The 17,672-nt window shown below is 44.5% G+C and carries 16 protein-coding genes, 4 tRNA genes and 3 rRNA genes; 18 read left to right on the forward strand and 5 right to left on the reverse strand.

All coding sequences use genetic code 11. From position 1 onward, the window contains the following. Window positions 1-76 precede the first annotated feature (76 nt). The 6 genes from MHB38_RS02825 (at window position 77) to MHB38_RS02850 (ending at window position 4,149) form a co-directional block, all read left to right on the forward strand. Window positions 77-640, forward strand: coding sequence for a TetR/AcrR family transcriptional regulator (locus MHB38_RS02825; RefSeq protein ID WP_017366691.1), 564 nt, complete (start codon window positions 77-79; stop codon window positions 638-640). A gap of 103 nt (window positions 641-743) precedes the next feature. After that, window positions 744-1,247 (forward strand): dihydrofolate reductase family protein, encoded by a 504-nt coding sequence (locus tag MHB38_RS02830; protein ID WP_046344935.1) that lies wholly within the window; start codon window positions 744-746, stop codon window positions 1,245-1,247. Between the two features lie 108 nt (window positions 1,248-1,355). Beyond that, a complete protein-coding gene (locus MHB38_RS02835) occupies window positions 1,356-1,829 on the forward strand; it encodes a MarR family winged helix-turn-helix transcriptional regulator (RefSeq protein WP_048002344.1) in 474 nt (157 codons plus the stop codon). Continuing rightward, complete coding sequence (locus MHB38_RS02840) at window positions 1,813-2,436, forward strand: nitroreductase family protein (RefSeq protein ID WP_008346699.1); 624 nt, start codon at window positions 1,813-1,815, stop codon at window positions 2,434-2,436. The genes MHB38_RS02835 and MHB38_RS02840 overlap by 17 nt, the downstream gene beginning before the upstream one ends. Before the next feature lie 17 nt (window positions 2,437-2,453). Beyond that, window positions 2,454-3,506: an LLM class flavin-dependent oxidoreductase gene (locus tag MHB38_RS02845; protein ID WP_024719164.1), complete on the forward strand. Its 1,053-nt coding sequence runs from the start codon at window positions 2,454-2,456 to the stop codon at window positions 3,504-3,506. A 349-nt stretch (window positions 3,507-3,855) separates the two neighbouring features. Beyond that, window positions 3,856-4,149: a hypothetical protein gene (locus MHB38_RS02850; protein ID WP_008346693.1), complete on the forward strand. Its 294-nt coding sequence runs from the start codon at window positions 3,856-3,858 to the stop codon at window positions 4,147-4,149. A 43-nt stretch (window positions 4,150-4,192) separates the two neighbouring features. On the opposite strand, the gene MHB38_RS02855 is transcribed toward MHB38_RS02850, so the two are convergent. Continuing rightward, on the reverse strand, window positions 4,193-4,747 hold the full coding sequence (locus tag MHB38_RS02855; RefSeq protein ID WP_025206820.1) for a helix-turn-helix domain-containing protein: 555 nt from the start codon (window positions 4,745-4,747) through the stop codon (window positions 4,193-4,195). A gap of 114 nt (window positions 4,748-4,861) precedes the next feature. On the opposite strand from MHB38_RS02855, the gene MHB38_RS02860 reads away from it, so the two are divergent. Continuing rightward, entirely contained in the window at window positions 4,862-5,449 is a 588-nt protein-coding gene (locus tag MHB38_RS02860; protein ID WP_007496397.1) for a LysE family transporter, read from the forward strand. 4 nt (window positions 5,450-5,453) lie between these two features. Here MHB38_RS02860 and MHB38_RS02865 read toward each other — a convergent pair whose 3' ends face one another. After that, window positions 5,454-6,005: a GNAT family N-acetyltransferase gene (locus MHB38_RS02865; protein ID WP_017358427.1), complete on the reverse strand. Its 552-nt coding sequence runs from the start codon at window positions 6,003-6,005 to the stop codon at window positions 5,454-5,456. Window positions 6,006-6,131: 126 nt separating this feature from the next. Here MHB38_RS02865 and MHB38_RS02870 point away from each other — a divergent pair, with 126 nt between their 5' ends. Together MHB38_RS02870 and MHB38_RS02875 are read left to right on the forward strand one after the other, a co-directional pair. Continuing rightward, a complete protein-coding gene (locus MHB38_RS02870; RefSeq protein ID WP_202734681.1) occupies window positions 6,132-6,317 on the forward strand; it encodes a CsbD family protein in 186 nt (61 codons plus the stop codon). A gap of 153 nt (window positions 6,318-6,470) precedes the next feature. Then, window positions 6,471-7,133 (forward strand): O-methyltransferase, encoded by a 663-nt coding sequence (locus tag MHB38_RS02875; RefSeq protein WP_202734680.1) that lies wholly within the window; start codon window positions 6,471-6,473, stop codon window positions 7,131-7,133. Between the two features lie 35 nt (window positions 7,134-7,168). Here MHB38_RS02875 and MHB38_RS02880 read toward each other — a convergent pair whose 3' ends face one another. Continuing rightward, entirely contained in the window at window positions 7,169-7,489 is a 321-nt protein-coding gene (locus MHB38_RS02880) for an AzlD domain-containing protein (RefSeq protein WP_202734679.1), read from the reverse strand. Beyond that, entirely contained in the window at window positions 7,486-8,211 is a 726-nt protein-coding gene (locus MHB38_RS02885) for an AzlC family ABC transporter permease (protein ID WP_007496390.1), read from the reverse strand. The genes MHB38_RS02880 and MHB38_RS02885 overlap by 4 nt, the downstream gene beginning before the upstream one ends. Window positions 8,212-8,506: 295 nt before the next feature. Between MHB38_RS02885 and MHB38_RS02890 the strand changes: the two genes are divergently transcribed. Together MHB38_RS02890 and MHB38_RS02895 are read left to right on the forward strand one after the other, a co-directional pair. Further along, window positions 8,507-9,382 (forward strand): DMT family transporter, encoded by an 876-nt coding sequence (locus tag MHB38_RS02890; protein WP_017358425.1) that lies wholly within the window; start codon window positions 8,507-8,509, stop codon window positions 9,380-9,382. A gap of 79 nt (window positions 9,383-9,461) precedes the next feature. After that, on the forward strand, window positions 9,462-10,481 hold the full coding sequence (locus tag MHB38_RS02895) for a S66 family peptidase (RefSeq protein ID WP_025206826.1): 1,020 nt from the start codon (window positions 9,462-9,464) through the stop codon (window positions 10,479-10,481). A gap of 38 nt (window positions 10,482-10,519) precedes the next feature. Here MHB38_RS02895 and gltP read toward each other — a convergent pair whose 3' ends face one another. Then, window positions 10,520-11,770, reverse strand: a complete 1,251-nt coding sequence (gene gltP, locus MHB38_RS02900; RefSeq protein WP_024719154.1) for a glutamate-aspartate/proton symporter GltP — start codon at window positions 11,768-11,770, stop codon at window positions 10,520-10,522. A gap of 369 nt (window positions 11,771-12,139) precedes the next feature. Here gltP and MHB38_RS02905 point away from each other — a divergent pair. From MHB38_RS02905 to MHB38_RS02935, 7 genes are all read left to right on the forward strand, one after another. Continuing rightward, window positions 12,140-12,216 (forward strand) — tRNA-Arg (locus tag MHB38_RS02905). Between the two features lie 15 nt (window positions 12,217-12,231). Further along, window positions 12,232-12,305, forward strand: a tRNA-Gly gene (locus tag MHB38_RS02910). A gap of 179 nt (window positions 12,306-12,484) precedes the next feature. Continuing rightward, a 16S ribosomal RNA gene (locus tag MHB38_RS02915) occupies window positions 12,485-14,033 on the forward strand. Window positions 14,034-14,216: 183 nt separating this feature from the next. Then, window positions 14,217-17,147, forward strand: a 23S ribosomal RNA gene (locus MHB38_RS02920). Window positions 17,148-17,208: 61 nt separating this feature from the next. Next, window positions 17,209-17,324: ribosomal RNA gene (rrf, locus tag MHB38_RS02925) — 5S ribosomal RNA — on the forward strand. The 16S, 23S and 5S rRNA genes sit together here with 4 tRNA genes alongside, the layout of an rRNA operon. A 17-nt stretch (window positions 17,325-17,341) precedes the next feature. Further along, a tRNA-Met gene (locus MHB38_RS02930) sits at window positions 17,342-17,418 on the forward strand. A gap of 49 nt (window positions 17,419-17,467) precedes the next feature. Beyond that, window positions 17,468-17,544: transfer RNA gene (locus MHB38_RS02935), tRNA-Asp, on the forward strand. Window positions 17,545-17,672 lie beyond the last annotated feature (128 nt).

Raw genomic sequence — 17,672 nt, forward strand, 5'->3', positions numbered from 1 at the left:
GAACATCGGCAATGAATGATCTCGTGTTCATAAATAGACAGGTAAAGCCATATTGTTCAAAAACGGAGGGTGTTTCATGAAGGACAGACGAACAATCAAAACCAAAAAGGCGATACGGGAAAGCTTTCTTGAGCTTTTAATGGAAAAAGATGTTCAACAAATTACAGTATCAGAGCTATCTAGAAGAGCGGATTTAGGAAGAGGGACCTTTTATTTGCACTATCAAGATGTGTTTGATTTGCATGAACAGCTTGAGAAGGAACTATTCGATCAGCTTGGCGGACTATACGATGAATCGTTTCCTAGTCAGGACCCGCTTGATATGCTGTCCTTTTTAAACAAAACAACTGAGTATTTAAAAGAAAAACAATTCATGATGACGTTATTTGTCAAACCGAATAGCCCAACGACGAATCAATTTAAAGCGTTTTTTAAAGAAAAAATCATGAAAGAGTGGCAGCTTGATCAGCGTCAGATTACGGAGCGTGAACAGATTGAGGCCTCTTTTGTCGTATCTGGTGCTGTTGGTGTACTGGAAGAATGGATTCATGAAGGCATGACAATCGAAGCGGCGAAGCTTGCGCACATATTGTACGAGCTTCTCATGAAGGTAGAACAAGAATCGCAAGAAACGAATTGATCATATATCATTTTTCTATTCATTCTGTTAAAATGGGAATATACGTTCTTATTTGAGGCGGGGAGTGGTGAGATTGAAAAGGAAATTACTATTTTATGGGGCAATGAGCATTGATGGATATTTAGCAAGGGATGATCACCGTTTAGATTGGCTCATAGGCACAGAGGGCGAAGAGGATACGAGATATGAGGAATTTTATGCAACAGTCGATACGCTGATCATGGGACGGAACACATACGAACAGGTTCTCAAACTTTCACCTGATGAGTTTCCTTATGAAGACAAGACGTGTTATATCGTTTCTCGCACTTTACAAGACAGTCATACAGGAACCCACATCGTTCGTGAAGATGTTCTCTCGTTTATCAAAAATTTAAAAAATGAAAAAGGCCAGCATATCTGGATAGTAGGAGGCGGGGAACTGCTTCAAGCATTATTAAAAGAAAAATTAGTCGATGAGCTGTATCTCCAAATCGCACCTGTCATGATTGGAAAAGGAATCCCTCTTTTCCCTCCAACTGAACAGGAATCTAGATTTTCATTACAACAAGTGAATCAATACAAACAAATTGCTGAAATGCATTTTGTGTTAAAAGAAGACCACTAAGTCACAGGGGTCTTTTTTTAATCAAACAAACACGTTGACAAGAAAATATCCTAGTGTTAGGATAAATTTATCCTAGTTTTAGGATTTATTGAAAAAGGAGTAGTTGCCATGGTGCAGCAAGATCAAGAATTAGACTTAAGGCTTTTCCGAGTGTGGATGAAAGCCTATCATGCCCTTTTTGCAAATATCCAAAAAGACATTGAACGTTATGATATCGGATTTGAAAACTTTCAAATTCTTGAATTACTGTATAGTAAGGGACCACATCCCGTTCAAAAAATTAGTGAGATTTTATCCATTCCAAGTGGGAGCATCACCTATGTGGTCAACAAATTAGAAAAACAAGAATTAGTCAAAAGACAATGTGCACCTTCTGATAAACGTGTATTCCATGTATTACTGACAGATAAAGGGAAGCAGCTATTTGACGATATTTTTCCAAAACATACAGATGTCATATCACAAAATCTGTCCTTTATCGAAACAGAGGAAAAAGAGCAGCTCATTGAATGGTTGAAAAAAATCGGTTTAGGTGCAAAACAACTTCACGAAAAGGGGAAACAAGATGACACGCAGTTTTGATACATTGGTACGTGAAAGACGATCAGCATCAAATTTTTTGCCGAATATCTCGATTTCGAGAGAAGAGCTTAATAGTATCTTTGAAGAAGTGAAGCTGGCACCTTCAGCCTTTAATTTACAGCATACGCAATATGTCGTCGTCCAATCAGAAGCGCTTAAAGAGCAAGTAAGAGATGCTGCATTTGGACAATATAAGGTGCATTCCGCTTCAGCAGCGATCATTGTGCTCGGCGATCCGAAAGCTTATGAGCAAGCAGGAAACATTTATGAAGGCCTAAAAATGCTCGGCATCTTAAATGCGCAACAATATGAGGAAATGGTCAGAGAGACGATGAGTTTTTATGTGCAGAGAGGATCAGACTTTCAGAAAGAAGAGGCGATTCGAAATGCTTCATTATCTGCCATGCTATTTATGCTTGCCGCCAAAAACAAGGGATGGGATACTTGCCCAATGATCGGCTTTGACCCCGAAGCAATGAAAAAGGTGTTAAACATCGAATCAGATTTGGTTCCTGTATTAATGATCACGCTCGGAAAAGAAAAAGTAGAGAGCAGACAAGCGAGAGGCTACCGCAAGCCGGTCTCTGAATTTGTGACATATTTATAAGATAGGGGGTTCCATTCATGGAACTAGGAATTAGTACATTTGTAGAAACAACACCTGATTTTCAAACAGGAAAAACAGTCAGCCACGCACAGCGCATTCGTGAAGTAGTAGAAGAAATTATTTTAGCAGATCAAGTGGGTCTCGACGTTTTTGGTGTAGGAGAGCATCATCGTGAAGATTTCGCCGCATCAAATCCAGCAGTCGTATTAGCAGCTGCGGCAACGCAAACAAAGAATATTCGTCTGACAAGTGCCGTAACTGTTCTTTCATCGGCAGATCCTGTTCGTGTGTTTCAAGATTTTGCGACATTAGATGGCCTTTCTAACGGGCGTGCAGAGATCATGGCTGGCCGTGGATCATTTATTGAATCGTTCCCGCTTTTTGGCTATGACTTAGATGATTATGAAGAATTATTTGAAGAAAAACTAGATTTACTGTTGAAATTACAACAGTCAGAGCGTGTGACGTGGAGCGGTAAGCATCGTCCTTCCATTCAGGATGTCGGCGTATACCCAAGACCTGTTCAAGATCCGCTTCCGATCTGGATTGGCAGTGGAGGAAACAGAGAATCTGTCGTACGTGCTGGATTATTAGGATTACCACTTGTCCTTGCCATTATTGGCGGCAGCCCTAGACAGTTCGCACCGCTCGTGCAGCTCTACAAGCAAGCTGCGATTCACGCTGGACATGACCCTGAGAAATTAACGGTGGCATCCCATTCACATGGATTTGTTGCGGAGGAAACAGAATTGGCAGCAGATCAATTCTTCCCTTCTACACAGCATGTCATGAATACATTAGCAAGAGAACGAGGCTGGGGACCTTATACCCGTTCTACATTCGATGCAGCAAGAACATTAGAAGGTGCATTGTATGTAGGAGATCCAGATGCCGTGGCAGAGAAAGTGATACATCTGCGAAAAAATGTAGGCATTACGCGCTTCATGCTGCACGTACCGGTCGGTTCGATGCCGCATGATCAAGTGCTGAAAGCTATTGAGTTATTTGGAAAAGAAGTGGCTCCTAAAGTAAGAGAAGAGGTTGCCCGCTGGGAAGCCGAACAAGCATAACAAAAAAGTCGATCAAGTGAATAGGCTTGATCGACTTTTTCTTATGCTTAAGGATCAATAACACATGGTTTCACTGTAGGGCATGAAGCAGCAGAAGCAAATGGTGTGGCCGTCAAGGTGAAGAGGAAAACAAGTTGAAAACAGATAAGCCATTTTTTCATGAAATCACCTCCGTTATCAATTGTTTCACTAGAACGAGGTGAGGATAAAAGCATAGAAGTATGTAACACCCTCTATCCAGCATAAGACAATCATATCATAATTTTCAAAAAAATGAAAAAATAACTTACGAAAGTTCTAAATTATGGTATGGTTAATATGTTCAACAAAAAAAGGGAGGGATTTTTGTATGAAAAAGGTCATAACTTCTGTTTTGGTTGGAGCAATTGTTTTAACGGGTGCGGGTGTCACCGCTGTCCCGGTAGAAGCGAAGGGGAAAGTAAACAGTGAAGTTACGGTACAAGCAAGTCGAACCGTCTCGGAAACGAGAACATATACGACGTCAAACATCCCATCAAGTATTACATATGCAAAGGATGGATGGGTCGGTATTCTCTATCAATCGTCAATTGAAGAGTTAGGTTTAGGAAAATATAGAGTTACCTTTACTGGAACGGTTGTACGCGATCCAGGATTTAATTAAATAAAATGTAAAGCTGACAGGTGGACAAGCCTGTCAGCTTTTTTTAATGGGGATAATAAAGAATCATTTGCATCCGTACCATCTGTTCTCCTGATTGTTTATACTCATGGGCACGGTCAGCTTTAAACCGAATCGAGTCGCCAGCTTGTAATGTGTATTGCTCATCACCGATTGATAAATCAAGTGCTCCCTCAAATACGGTAATCAATTCCTCTGTACCGCCGATATGTTCTTCCGCACTTAACGACCCATGAGGATCAATTTCTACCTGATAGACTTCAAATTTTCTCAGGTCATCAAATGGGAACGTCGTATATACCCGATACCTTCCCTCGTCCTCTGTTAAAACTTGTCCTTCTTCTTTTCGCACAAACTTAATCTCAGGCTGCGGTGCGTATATGAGTTCACTAAAAGACACCTTCAACCCATTGGCGATTTTCCACAGAGTGGTGATGGTTGGTGTGGATTCTCCTCTTTCGATTTGCCCAATCATCGTTTTACTCACACTTGTTACCTCAGCCATCTTTTCTAGGCTTAATTTCTTTTGCTCTCTTAACAGTTTGACATTTCTAGCAATAATCGATTGTACATCCTCCATCAAAAAAACTCCTTTCTGGATTTACTTTATAACGACTGAATAGTACAATAAAACGTAATATATACACAATAAAGACTTTTAAGTCTAAATAACGTATGAGAAGGAGGTAACAGTTTGATTGTTTCCATGTTGATTTATGCTTTTGTTACCAGCTTTACCCCTGGACCGAATAATATCATGGCGATGGTCTTTACGAATAAATATGGGGTCAAGCAAACATTTCGATTTTGTTTAGGGGTTGGGATCGGATTTTTGGTCATTTTATGTTTGAGCGGTTTTTTCAATATGATTCTTTATCAAGTCATGCCGAAAATCGGCTGGGTCATGGCTTTCATCGGAGCCGGTTACATGATCTATTTAGCTGTCAAAATCATGAGAAGTAAAGGCGGAGATGACGAAACACTAGACCGCTATAATCATTTTATCCCGGGGATGCTGCTGCAATTTATTAATCCGAAAGCCATCTTGTATGGGTTAACCGTCATTTCCACTTTTGTTCTGCCGTATGGACAGTCCAATATGCAATACATGTTGTTGACGTTGATTCTCGCCATCATTGGTTTTTTAGGCACATTTAGCTGGAGTTTATTTGGCTCTGTATTCAAGCGTTTTTTGACTCTTTATCAGCGGCCGTTCCAGTTCGTCATGGGGCTGCTGCTTATGTATAGTGCGATTTCGATGATCTGGAGTTATGTCATGTAAGCGGTCAGGAGACTGGCCGCTGCCTGCCCATCACAACCGTATCATAATACATGCCGTCCGCCAGCCGTTTATCTTTTTTTAACAAGCCTTCAATCTCAAAGCCATAGTGTTCATATAAACGAATGGCTTTTTGATTGGTTTCCATTACTTGAAGTGACATCTTTTGAATGCCTTGCTGATCTGCCCAGTCGATCGATGCAGCTAAAAGTTCTTTCCCGATGTGATAGCCCCAAGCGGCCTTCTGTACGGCGACGCCAAACGTTACTTTGTGAGCAGAGCGCTTAAGAGAATGCCCTTCGCATCTTGAAAAACCGACAATGTCTCCTTCAATATCTGCAACTAAAAAGAGATGACGGCATTCCTTGGAATCCTCTTGAATCAACGCCTCGAACCCTTTCTCATCAATAAAAGCTTCACCCGGTTCACGATCTAAATATTCGGTTTCACCATCGATTTTCAGTCTGAGAGCTGATAACTGTTTGGCATCTGCTAATGCAGCAGAGCGAATACGATAAGTCACACCACGTACAGTGAACATACTTTCAGAAATGATCATTGAACAAACCACCAACCTTTCATTCCATTATGTCTATCATACCTGAAACGCGCACACAGCACACTCAGATGTTTTGTCATGTGCAAAAAGGCTAAATAAACAGTATCAAACGTGGAGGTGGAACAAATGAGTGAACAAAATGGACATATGGATAAAGCGAAAGGAAAAACAAATCAAGTCAAAGGTCAAGTGAAAGAAAAACTTGGCGAAGCGACAAATCATGAAAACCTGAAAGCAGAAGGAAAGAAAGATCAAGTAAAAGGAAAGCTTCAAGATAAAAAAGGTGACGTGAAAAATAAGCTGAATCAGTAGTTTGCACATACTTACAGGTACTTGCCCCATGTATCCATCATCCCATTCCTTTCATCAATAAAATGAATAGGTGTGTGAAAAGAATTGATTATAAATTCTCGCTTCCGTCATGTAGACTTTAAATAGAAGACATGAACAAGGGAGATGGATGACTTGGAGCAAGTATGGGGGAAAGTTGACGAGTATATCAAAGACAAATTGATGGCTAAAGATGACGTATTGGAGCAAACTCTTATCAAGAATAAGCAAGCCGGATTACCAGAAATAGATGTGTCGCCGGCCCAAGGAAAACTGCTTTATTTGTTAGCAAAAACCAAGGGTGCAAAGCGCATTTTAGAAATCGGTACACTTGGCGGTTATAGTACCATTTGGCTTGCCCGTGCACTTGAAGAAGATGGAGAACTTTTGACATTAGAGGCTGTCAGTCATCATGCAGAAACAGCACAGCAAAACATAGACAGAGCAGGCTTAGCAGAACGTGTCACCATTTTACAAGGAAAAGCGTTAGATACTTTATCTCAGTTAAAAGAGCAGGATACGCTCCCGTTCGATTTGATTTTCATTGATGCAGACAAACCAAACAACCCGCAATATTTGAAGTGGGCGTTACATTTCTCAAAAAAGGGAACACTCATTATTGCAGACAATGTGGTCAGAAATGGAGCAGTTCTTCATGCCTCTGATCAAGATGAGCGAGTGAAGGGAACGCGTGAATTTTTCGATTTACTCAAACAAGAGTCGAGAATTGAAGCAACCGCTATTCAAACTGTTGGCGAAAAAGGCTATGACGGCTTTATATACGGTATCGTAAAATGAAAAAAGCTTAACCGCATCCGGTTAAGCTTTTTCTATTAGAAAAACCATCTAGCTGTGCCCATCAGCATGACGCCTACTAGAACGGTGAGGGACAAGCTTTTTGTCCAAACAGCGATTAACACAGTTGGAACCAAGACAGCAAGGTACATCCAGTGAATGGTGACGCCTGCTGTAGTATGTATGAATAGATGCTCTGCAATCAAAGCAGTAAATATACAAATGGGGATAAATGATAACCATTTGAGCACCACTTCGGGCATCTGGATACTCCTTACAAATAAAAATGGAACGACTCTTGGGATGATGGTCACAATCATACAGCCAATAATGAGCCATAACATAAAACTACTAATCATTTATCTGTCACCACCCCAATAGTGGCAACAAGCACAGTTGCCAACAAAACAGCCACGTGTGAAGGAACAAAATGAAGCAGCACAAACATCGCAACAAACATATATAAAACAAGTGATAAGCGATGGGTGAGCTTATTTTTTGGCACCGTCTGTAAAGAAAGAATGAGCAGCGCAGCAAACATCGCGGATAGGGCAAAATCAAGACCAAGCGCCTCTGGATTTGAAATCCAGTGTCCGAATATTCCGCCAAGTGTACACGCAGCAATCCAGCATAAATAAGCTGTAATGTTCAGTCCATGCATCCATCTGTTATTCAATTTTCCTTGCTGTGCTAATTTATTCATCGCTACGCCAAAGGATTCATCAGTAAGCAGAAGACCAAACCCGATGTTCTGCTTTACAGAGTAGCGTGTAAAATGGGGGGCAAGCGTAAGGCTGAGTAACAAATGCCGTAAATTGACAATGAACGTGGTGAAAATAATAGCGGAAAGAGGGCTTCCTGTCACAAGTAATGCACAGATGATAAACTGTGAAGCGCCAGCATAAATAAAGATAGATAACAGCGCGATTTCCCATATACTTAACTGCGAACTAATGCCAACAATTCCAAAGGCAAACCCAATGCTCATATAACCAAGCAAGGTTGGCACACAATCTTTTATTCCCTCAAGAAACGGTTCGTTTCCGGCAGTGGGAATGTGTTTCCTAGCTTCAACATCCAAATACCTCTACTCCTTTTCTGTGTAAACATCAATTGTTTTACTTACTATAAGAAAACGAATTCATCATGTCAATCCTATTGAACTTCTATTATATGAAGAAACATGGCGATAAAAAGGATTGAAGTGAACCAGATTTTGTTATAAAGTAATCAGAAAATAAACACAATTGGGGTGACTGATATGCAATGGAAGCCTTTATTTGAACATGATGTACCAAATCACCTCCGTCCATAACGGAGAGTGATCTCCGTTTGTGGATATCGCAGTGAATATATCCAGTAACGGAGGGGAAAAAATGAATGGAAAATATATAGGAGCCCTCTACTTAGCGTTAGCTGCTAGTATTTGGGGCGGTATGTATGTAGTGGTCAAAGTAACAGTTGCGGTTGTCCCGCCACTTGAGCTCGTCTGGATGAGATATGCAGTAGCTGGAGTCGTTCTTGTGTTCACGATTTGGCGTTTGGGCTACTCTTTTCGGTTAGACAAAAAGGATATCCCGCTGATTGTGTCGATTGGATTGATTGGCAACTTTCTCTCGATCGTGACCCAAGAAATTGGCACAATGTATACGTCTGCACAAATGGGTGCCGTCATCACATCTGCCACACCTGCTTTTATGGTGCTTTTCGCTTTCTTTCTATTAAAAGAATCTTTCACAATGAGAAAGTGTGTCTCCATTCTGCTTGCTACAGTAGGTGTGCTGACGATGATTGGGCCTGTCGCTGTTCAAACGGATGAGTTTGTTGGCGGTCTTTCACTGGTTATTGCTGCATTAACATGGGCGCTCATGTCTGTTCTTTTGAAACGAGTTCCAGGAAAGTATCCTCAAGTAGTGACGACAACATATGCGATCATTGTGGCTTTTATCGTATTAACACCACCTGTCTTGTTTCGTTTGCCTCATCTTGATGTGCATCAAATGGCAAGACCGGAAATATGGGGTGGCATTCTGTATCTAGGTATCATCTCAACGGCCCTTGCTTTCTTTTTGTGGAATAGAGGGCTTCAACTGATGGACGCTTCAAGCGGTGGTCTGTTTTTCTTCTTTCAACCAATCGTTGGTACGGTCCTTGGATGGCTGCTTCTAGGTGAAGAGATGGGCTTACGTTCGTTTGTTGGGATTTTGTGTATTTTCGCAGGTGTATATACTGTCCTGCGTCAGAGAGAGTAAGACGAGATTCCCCTTGGAGAAGGGGAATTTTCTTTACAATGAATAGATGAGAGATTCATAGAAGGTGGAGGTGAGCAGGATGATCCAGTATCCATTTTTGCAAAAAGGACAAACGATTGGGGTGACAGCACCGTCCTCAGGTGTGCAACCCTCTTTGCATGAGATGTTTCAACTGTCTTGCGATCGGATGAAAAAAAGAGGCTATGAAGTCATATGTGGAGAGACAGTATGGCAGCAGGAAAAAGCGAAATCAGCCCCTGCAATCAAGCGAGCAAATGAGTTACAGCGGATGATGACTTGTCATGAGATTGACCACATCATCCCGCCATGGGGCGGACAGCTGCTTATTGAAGTGTTAGAGCATCTTGATTTCTCAGTGATGCAAAAAAAGTGGATTCTTGGTTATTCAGATACAAGTCTCCTTCTATTAGCTTTGACATTAAACACAGGCATTGCGACAGCGCATGGACCGAACCTTGTGGATCTTCAGGGGGAAGAGCTTGATCAGGTGACTTCTATGTGGGAACAAATACTTTCCACTCCAGAGAAAAAGGACGTTACTCAATTTTCTTCTGATATGTATCAAAAGGAATGGCAGTATGACCATCCAAGCATTCATGTCTTTCATTTAACCGAACCAACCGCATGGCGTACTGTTGATCACTTAGAGACGACGATGAAGGGAAGACTGATGGGTGGCTGTATTGATGTGATCCGGCACTTAGCTGGCACGCCTTTTGGAGATGTCAAAGCTTTTCAAGAAACATACCTGAAAGGTGAACCCATTCTATGGTATTTTGAAAACTGTGAATTAAATGCTGCGAGCATGAAGAGGTCTCTTGTTCAATTAAAACTAGCAGGCTGGTTTGATCATTGCTCTGGCATCATGTTTGGCAGGAGTGCAGTGGACACTCCTGTGGAAGGATATGAATATACGGATCTATATGAAGAATTGCATAAGGAATTACAAATACCGATTGTTTACGATATTGATTGTGGACACGTACCGCCTCAAATGACCCTCATTAACGGAGCATATGCGGAGGTGCAGTTGCAACAAGAAGGTAAAGCCGTGCTGAAGCAGACATTTTTGCCATGAAAAAAGGAAAGGGCGCCCCCTTTCCTTCATAAAAAACATTACATTCCTTTTGTTTCTTCACCTGCTTTTGGAACTTCCCATGCAGACTCTCGGAATACTTTTTCCCATTTAGAGACGACAATACAGGCAACCGCATGTCCAGGAACATTCACGCCTGTTCGAGCCATATCCATAATCCGATCAACCCCGGCGATAATAGCGACACCTTCTGCTGGCAGACCTACTGCATGAGCTGTTGCCAAAAGAACGACAAGCGAGCCAGACGGGACAGCCGCAATGCCTTTACTTGTTAAAACAAGGACAAGCATCATGAGGAGCTGCTGTGATAAACTCATATCGACACCAAACGCTTGTGCAAGAAACACACAGGAAACCGATAAATATAAACTTGAACCATCGCAATTAAGAGAAAGACCTGACGGGATGACGAAGGAAACGATTCTTTTTGGACAGCCGTATTTCTCCATCCGTGACATGAGCTGTGGAAGAACAGTTTCTGTACTTGTAGTAGAAAAGGCCACTAAAAACAAATCCCAAATCATTTTCAACACTTCGAAGTAGTTAAAACGGAAGATCAGTGCGACAAGAGGGAACAAAACAAATAGAATAATAAACAATCCTAAGAAGACAGTGCCAACAAGTTTCATCATAGGAATGAGTAAAACAATGCCGTATTGTCCGACAGAAGCTGCCATTAATGCTAAAACTCCAATAGGAGCTGTCACCATGACCATTTGTGTGAGCTTAAACATAATTTGTGCTACTGATTCAAAGAAGGTAAGGACAGGAGCGGAAGCTTTCCCAATGCCGCTTGCGGCTACACCGAATAAAATAGCGAAGAAAATCACTGCTAGTAAATCATTTTGAGCCATGACATCGATAATATTGGTTGGAATGATGTCTAAAACCATCTGTTTAAAATCGACGACCTTTTGAGTATAACCATCGAGTTCCCCAATATCTTTCTTAGCTAATTGAGAGAAATCGAGTCCAACGCCTGGCTTTAACACGTTGGCCAATAAAAGTCCGATTCCAAGAACGATGGTCGTAATGACTTCAAACCAAATGATTGTCTTTAATCCGAGACTGCCCATTTTCTTCATTCCACCGCTGCCAGCTGCGCCGATGACAATCGTAGAGAAAACAATAGGGACTACAATCATTTTAATCAATCGGATAAAGCCATCCCCAATGGGCCGCAGTGCCATTCCGAAATCAGGGAAGAAGTGGCCGATAAGAGCTCCTATCACCAAAGCGATCATGATTTGAAAAGCGACAAACTTTTTCATCATCTCCTACCTCCTTTAAATGCATGGAAAATATTAAGAATTTTCCAATAAATAAAAATTCTAGGTGACCATGTTTTGTCCTCCTTTGGATTTAGAAAGATTTTATTTAAGAATCATTAGAATTATGAAGAAAGAAATGAAAATAGGGCGATTGAAACTCTATTTATCTAACAAAAGAGCACTTCTTAAAAAACATGAAACTTTTTTAGAAAAATGTATTGACCCTTTTGCGTGATTCATGGTATATTTTTATTCGTCGCTGATGACGCATCTGAAACACTGATGCTCAGACAGATACGATAAACAAACTTCAAAAAGATGTTGACTTAATAAAAACGATATGTTAAGATAATTAAGTCGCCTGATTAAGCGCCCGTAGCTCAATTGGATAGAGCGTTTGACTACGGATCAAAAGGTTAGGGGTTCGACTCCTCTCGGGCGCGCCAATAACATTCAACCACGCGGGTGTAGTTTAGTGGTAAAACCTCAGCCTTCCAAGCTGATGTCGTGAGTTCGATTCTCATCACCCGCTCCATTTTAAAAGATGATCTTTGAAAACTAAACAAGACAAAACGTACCTGTTAATTCGAGTTTTTATAAAAAAATCCTATGATACATCATAGGTAGTCAGTCAAACGCTGACGAGGCAGGAAATGATCACATGCTAAGTTCGCTACATCGTGTAGCAACGCATGTGTGATATGCATCCTGCATACCTCGGAGAGTTTGATCCTGGCTCAGGACGAACGCTGGCGGCGTGCCTAATACATGCAAGTCGAGCGGACAGAAGGGAGCTTGCTCCCGGATGTTAGCGGCGGACGGGTGAGTAACACGTGGGTAACCTGCCTGTAAGACTGGGATAACTCCGGGAAACCGGAGCTAATACCGGATAGTTCCTTGAACCGCATGGTTCAAGGATGAAAGACGGTTTCGGCTGTCACTTACAGATGGACCCGCGGCGCATTAGCTAGTTGGTGAGGTAACGGCTCACCAAGGCGACGATGCGTAGCCGACCTGAGAGGGTGATCGGCCACACTGGGACTGAGACACGGCCCAGACTCCTACGGGAGGCAGCAGTAGGGAATCTTCCGCAATGGACGAAAGTCTGACGGAGCAACGCCGCGTGAGTGATGAAGGTTTTCGGATCGTAAAGCTCTGTTGTTAGGGAAGAACAAGTGCAAGAGTAACTGCTTGCACCTTGACGGTACCTAACCAGAAAGCCACGGCTAACTACGTGCCAGCAGCCGCGGTAATACGTAGGTGGCAAGCGTTGTCCGGAATTATTGGGCGTAAAGGGCTCGCAGGCGGTTTCTTAAGTCTGATGTGAAAGCCCCCGGCTCAACCGGGGAGGGTCATTGGAAACTGGGAAACTTGAGTGCAGAAGAGGAGAGTGGAATTCCACGTGTAGCGGTGAAATGCGTAGAGATGTGGAGGAACACCAGTGGCGAAGGCGACTCTCTGGTCTGTAACTGACGCTGAGGAGCGAAAGCGTGGGGAGCGAACAGGATTAGATACCCTGGTAGTCCACGCCGTAAACGATGAGTGCTAAGTGTTAGGGGGTTTCCGCCCCTTAGTGCTGCAGCTAACGCATTAAGCACTCCGCCTGGGGAGTACGGTCGCAAGACTGAAACTCAAAGGAATTGACGGGGGCCCGCACAAGCGGTGGAGCATGTGGTTTAATTCGAAGCAACGCGAAGAACCTTACCAGGTCTTGACATCCTCTGACAACCCTAGAGATAGGGCTTTCCCTTCGGGGACAGAGTGACAGGTGGTGCATGGTTGTCGTCAGCTCGTGTCGTGAGATGTTGGGTTAAGTCCCGCAACGAGCGCAACCCTTGATCTTAGTTGCCAGCATTCAGTTGGGCACTCTAAGGTGACTGCCGGTGACAAACCGGAGGAAGGTGGGGATGACGTCAAATCATCATGCCCCTTATGACCTGGGCTACACACGTGCTACAATGGACAGAACAAAGGGCTGCGAGACCGCAAGGTTTAGCCAATCCCACAAATCTGTTCTCAGTTCGGATCGCAGTCTGCAACTCGACTGCGTGAAGCTGGAATCGCTAGTAATCGCGGATCAGCATGCCGCGGTGAATACGTTCCCGGGCCTTGTACACACCGCCCGTCACACCACGAGAGTTTGCAACACCCGAAGTCGGTGAGGTAACCTTTATGGAGCCAGCCGCCGAAGGTGGGGCAGATGATTGGGGTGAAGTCGTAACAAGGTAGCCGTATCGGAAGGTGCGGCTGGATCACCTCCTTTCTAAGGATATATGGAGCAGCGTACGTTTTTCGTCTTGTTTAGTTTTGAAGGATCATTCCTTCAAAACATGTCTCTAGCGAGACAGGATTGTTCTTTGAAAACTAGATAACAATAAGTAATACATTCACATTGAATGCAATGCAAAGTTCATCACACATAGTGATTCTTTCTAAAGTAAGAAATGGTTAAGTTAGAAAGGGCGCACGGTGGATGCCTTGGCACTAGGAGCCGATGAAGGACGGGACGAACACCGATATGCTTCGGGGAGCTGTAAGCAAGCTTTGATCCGGAGATTTCCGAATGGGGAAACCCACTGCTCGTAATGGAGTAGTATCCATACTTGAATACATAGAGTATGAGAAGGCATACCCGGGGAACTGAAACATCTAAGTACCCGGAGGAAGAGAAAGCAAATGCGATTCCCTGAGTAGCGGCGAGCGAAACGGGAACAGCCCAAACCAAGAGGCTTGCCTCTTGGGGTTGTAGGACACTCTATACGGAGTTACAAAGGAACGATATAAGCGAAGAGGTCTGGAAAGGCCCGCCAAAGAAGGTAACAGCCCTGTAACTGAAATGTTGTTCTCTCCAGAGTGGATCCTGAGTACGGCGGAACACGTGAAATTCCGTCGGAATCCGGGAGGACCATCTCCCAAGGCTAAATACTCCCTAGTGACCGATAGTGAACCAGTACCGTGAGGGAAAGGTGAAAAGCACCCCGGAAGGGGAGTGAAATAGATCCTGAAACCGTGTGCCTACAAGTAGTCAGAGCCCGTTAACGGGTGATGGCGTGCCTTTTGTAGAATGAACCGGCGAGTTACGATCCCGTGCAAGGTTAAGCAGAAGATGCGGAGCCGCAGCGAAAGCGAGTCTGAATAGGGCGCATGAGTACGTGGTCGTAGACCCGAAACCAGGTGATCTACCCATGTCCAGGGTGAAGTTCAGGTAACACTGAATGGAGGCCCGAACCCACGCACGTTGAAAAGTGCGGGGATGAGGTGTGGGTAGGGGTGAAATGCCAATCGAACCTGGAGATAGCTGGTTCTCTCCGAAATAGCTTTAGGGCTAGCCTCAAGGTAAGAGTCTCGGAGGTAGAGCACTGATTGGACTAGGGGCCCCTACCGGGTTACCGAATTCAGTCAAACTCCGAATGCCGATGACTTATCCTTGGGAGTCAGACTGCGAGTGATAAGATCCGTAGTCGAAAGGGAAACAGCCCAGACCGCCAGCTAAGGTCCCAAAGTATACGTTAAGTGGAAAAGGATGTGGAGTTGCTTAGACAACCAGGATGTTGGCTTAGAAGCAGCCACCATTTAAAGAGTGCGTAATAGCTCACTGGTCGAGTGACTCTGCGCCGAAAATGTACCGGGGCTAAACGTATCACCGAAGCTGCGGACTGTTCTTACGAACAGTGGTAGGAGAGCGTTCTAAGTGCAGTGAAGTCAGACCGGAAGGACTGGTGGAGCGCTTAGAAGTGAGAATGCCGGTATGAGTAGCGAAAGACGGGTGAGAATCCCGTCCACCGAATGCCTAAGGTTTCCTGAGGAAGGCTCGTCCGCTCAGGGTTAGTCGGGACCTAAGCCGAGGCCGAAAGGCGTAGGCGATGGACAACAGGTTGATATTCCTGTACCACCTCCTCACCATTTGAGCAATGGGGGGACGCAGGAGGATAGGGTAAGCGCGGTATTGGATATCCGCGTCCAAGCAGTTAGGCTGGGAAATAGGCAAATCCGTTTCCCGTGAAGGCTGAGCTGTGATGGCGAGCGAAATTTAGTAGCGAAGTTCCTGATTCCACACTGCCAAGAAAAGCCTCTAGCGAGGTGAGAGGTGCCCGTACCGCAAACCGACACAGGTAGGCGAGGAGAGAATCCTAAGGTGATCGAGAGAACTCTCGTTAAGGAACTCGGCAAAATGACCCCGTAACTTCGGGAGAAGGGGTGCTTCTTAGGGTGTTAAAGCCCCGAGAAGCCGCAGTGAATAGGCCCAGGCGACTGTTTAGCAAAAACACAGGTCTCTGCGAAGCCGTAAGGCGAAGTATAGGGGCTGACGCCTGCCCGGTGCTGGAAGGTTAAGAGGAGCGCTTAGCGTAAGCGAAGGTGCGAATTGAAGCCCCAGTAAACGGCGGCCGTAACTATAACGGTCCTAAGGTAGCGAAATTCCTTGTCGGGTAAGTTCCGACCCGCACGAAAGGCGCAACGATCTGGGCACTGTCTCAACGAGAGACTCGGTGAAATTATAGTACCTGTGAAGATGCAGGTTACCCGCGACAGGACGGAAAGACCCCGTGGAGCTTTACTGCAGCCTGATATTGAATGTTGGTACAGCTTGTACAGGATAGGTAGGAGCCTTGGAAACCGGAGCGCTAGCTTCGGTGGAGGCATCGGTGGGATACTACCCTGGCTGTATTGACCTTCTAACCCGCTGCCCTTATCGGGCAGGGAGACAGTGTCAGGTGGGCAGTTTGACTGGGGCGGTCGCCTCCTAAAATGTAACGGAGGCGCCCAAAGGTTCCCTCAGAATGGTTGGAAATCATTCGCAGAGTGTAAAGGCACAAGGGAGCTTGACTGCGAGACCTACAAGTCGAGCAGGGACGAAAGTCGGGCTTAGTGATCCGGTGGTTCCGCATGGAAGGGCCATCGCTCAACGGATAAAAGCTACCCCGGGGATAACAGGCTTATCTCCCCCAAGAGTCCACATCGACGGGGAGGTTTGGCACCTCGATGTCGGCTCATCGCATCCTGGGGCTGTAGTCGGTCCCAAGGGTTGGGCTGTTCGCCCATTAAAGCGGTACGCGAGCTGGGTTCAGAACGTCGTGAGACAGTTCGGTCCCTATCCGTCGCGGGCGCAGGAAATTTGAGAGGAGCTGTCCTTAGTACGAGAGGACCGGGATGGACGCACCGCTGGTGTACCAGTTGTTCTGCCAAGGGCATCGCTGGGTAGCTATGTGCGGACGGGATAAGTGCTGAAAGCATCTAAGCATGAAGCCCCCCTCAAGATGAGATTTCCCATTCCGCAAGGAAGTAAGATCCCTGAAAGATGATCAGGTTGATAGGTCTGAGGTGGAAGCGTGGTGACACGTGGAGCTGACAGATACTAATAGATCGAGGACTTAACCTATATTCTAATGTGAAAAATGAACATTGTTATCTAGTTTTGAGAGAACATTCTCTCCATCAGGTTTGGTGGCGATAGCGAAGAGGTCACACCCGTTCCCATACCGAACACGGAAGTTAAGCTCTTCAGCGCCGATGGTAGTTGGGGGTTTCCCCCTGTGAGAGTAGGACGCCGCCAAGCTTGTTATTTTATATCGTCGCGGGGTGGAGCAGTTCGGTAGCTCGTCGGGCTCATAACCCGAAGGTCGCAGGTTCAAATCCTGCCCCCGCAACCAAATTATTTTACCTATTAAGTAGCGAGTGCTCATTGAGTACAGCCAAAATGGTCCGGTAGTTCAGTTGGTTAGAATGCCTGCCTGTCACGCAGGAGGTCGCGGGTTCGAGTCCCGTCCGGACCGCCATTTTTATGACTTGTAAACGAAAACGTATAGTTTCGTTTTTTTTTATGTCTTTTTCTTTCAATAAGTATCCTAGATGCAATGAAACTCCTTGTGTTTGGCTACACTAAATGTGATAAGAAAAGATCATG

It is taken from the genome of Bacillus sp. FSL K6-3176 (assembly GCF_038003325.1).
GTDB classification, from domain to species: Bacteria; Bacillota; Bacilli; order Bacillales; family Bacillaceae; genus Bacillus; species Bacillus altitudinis.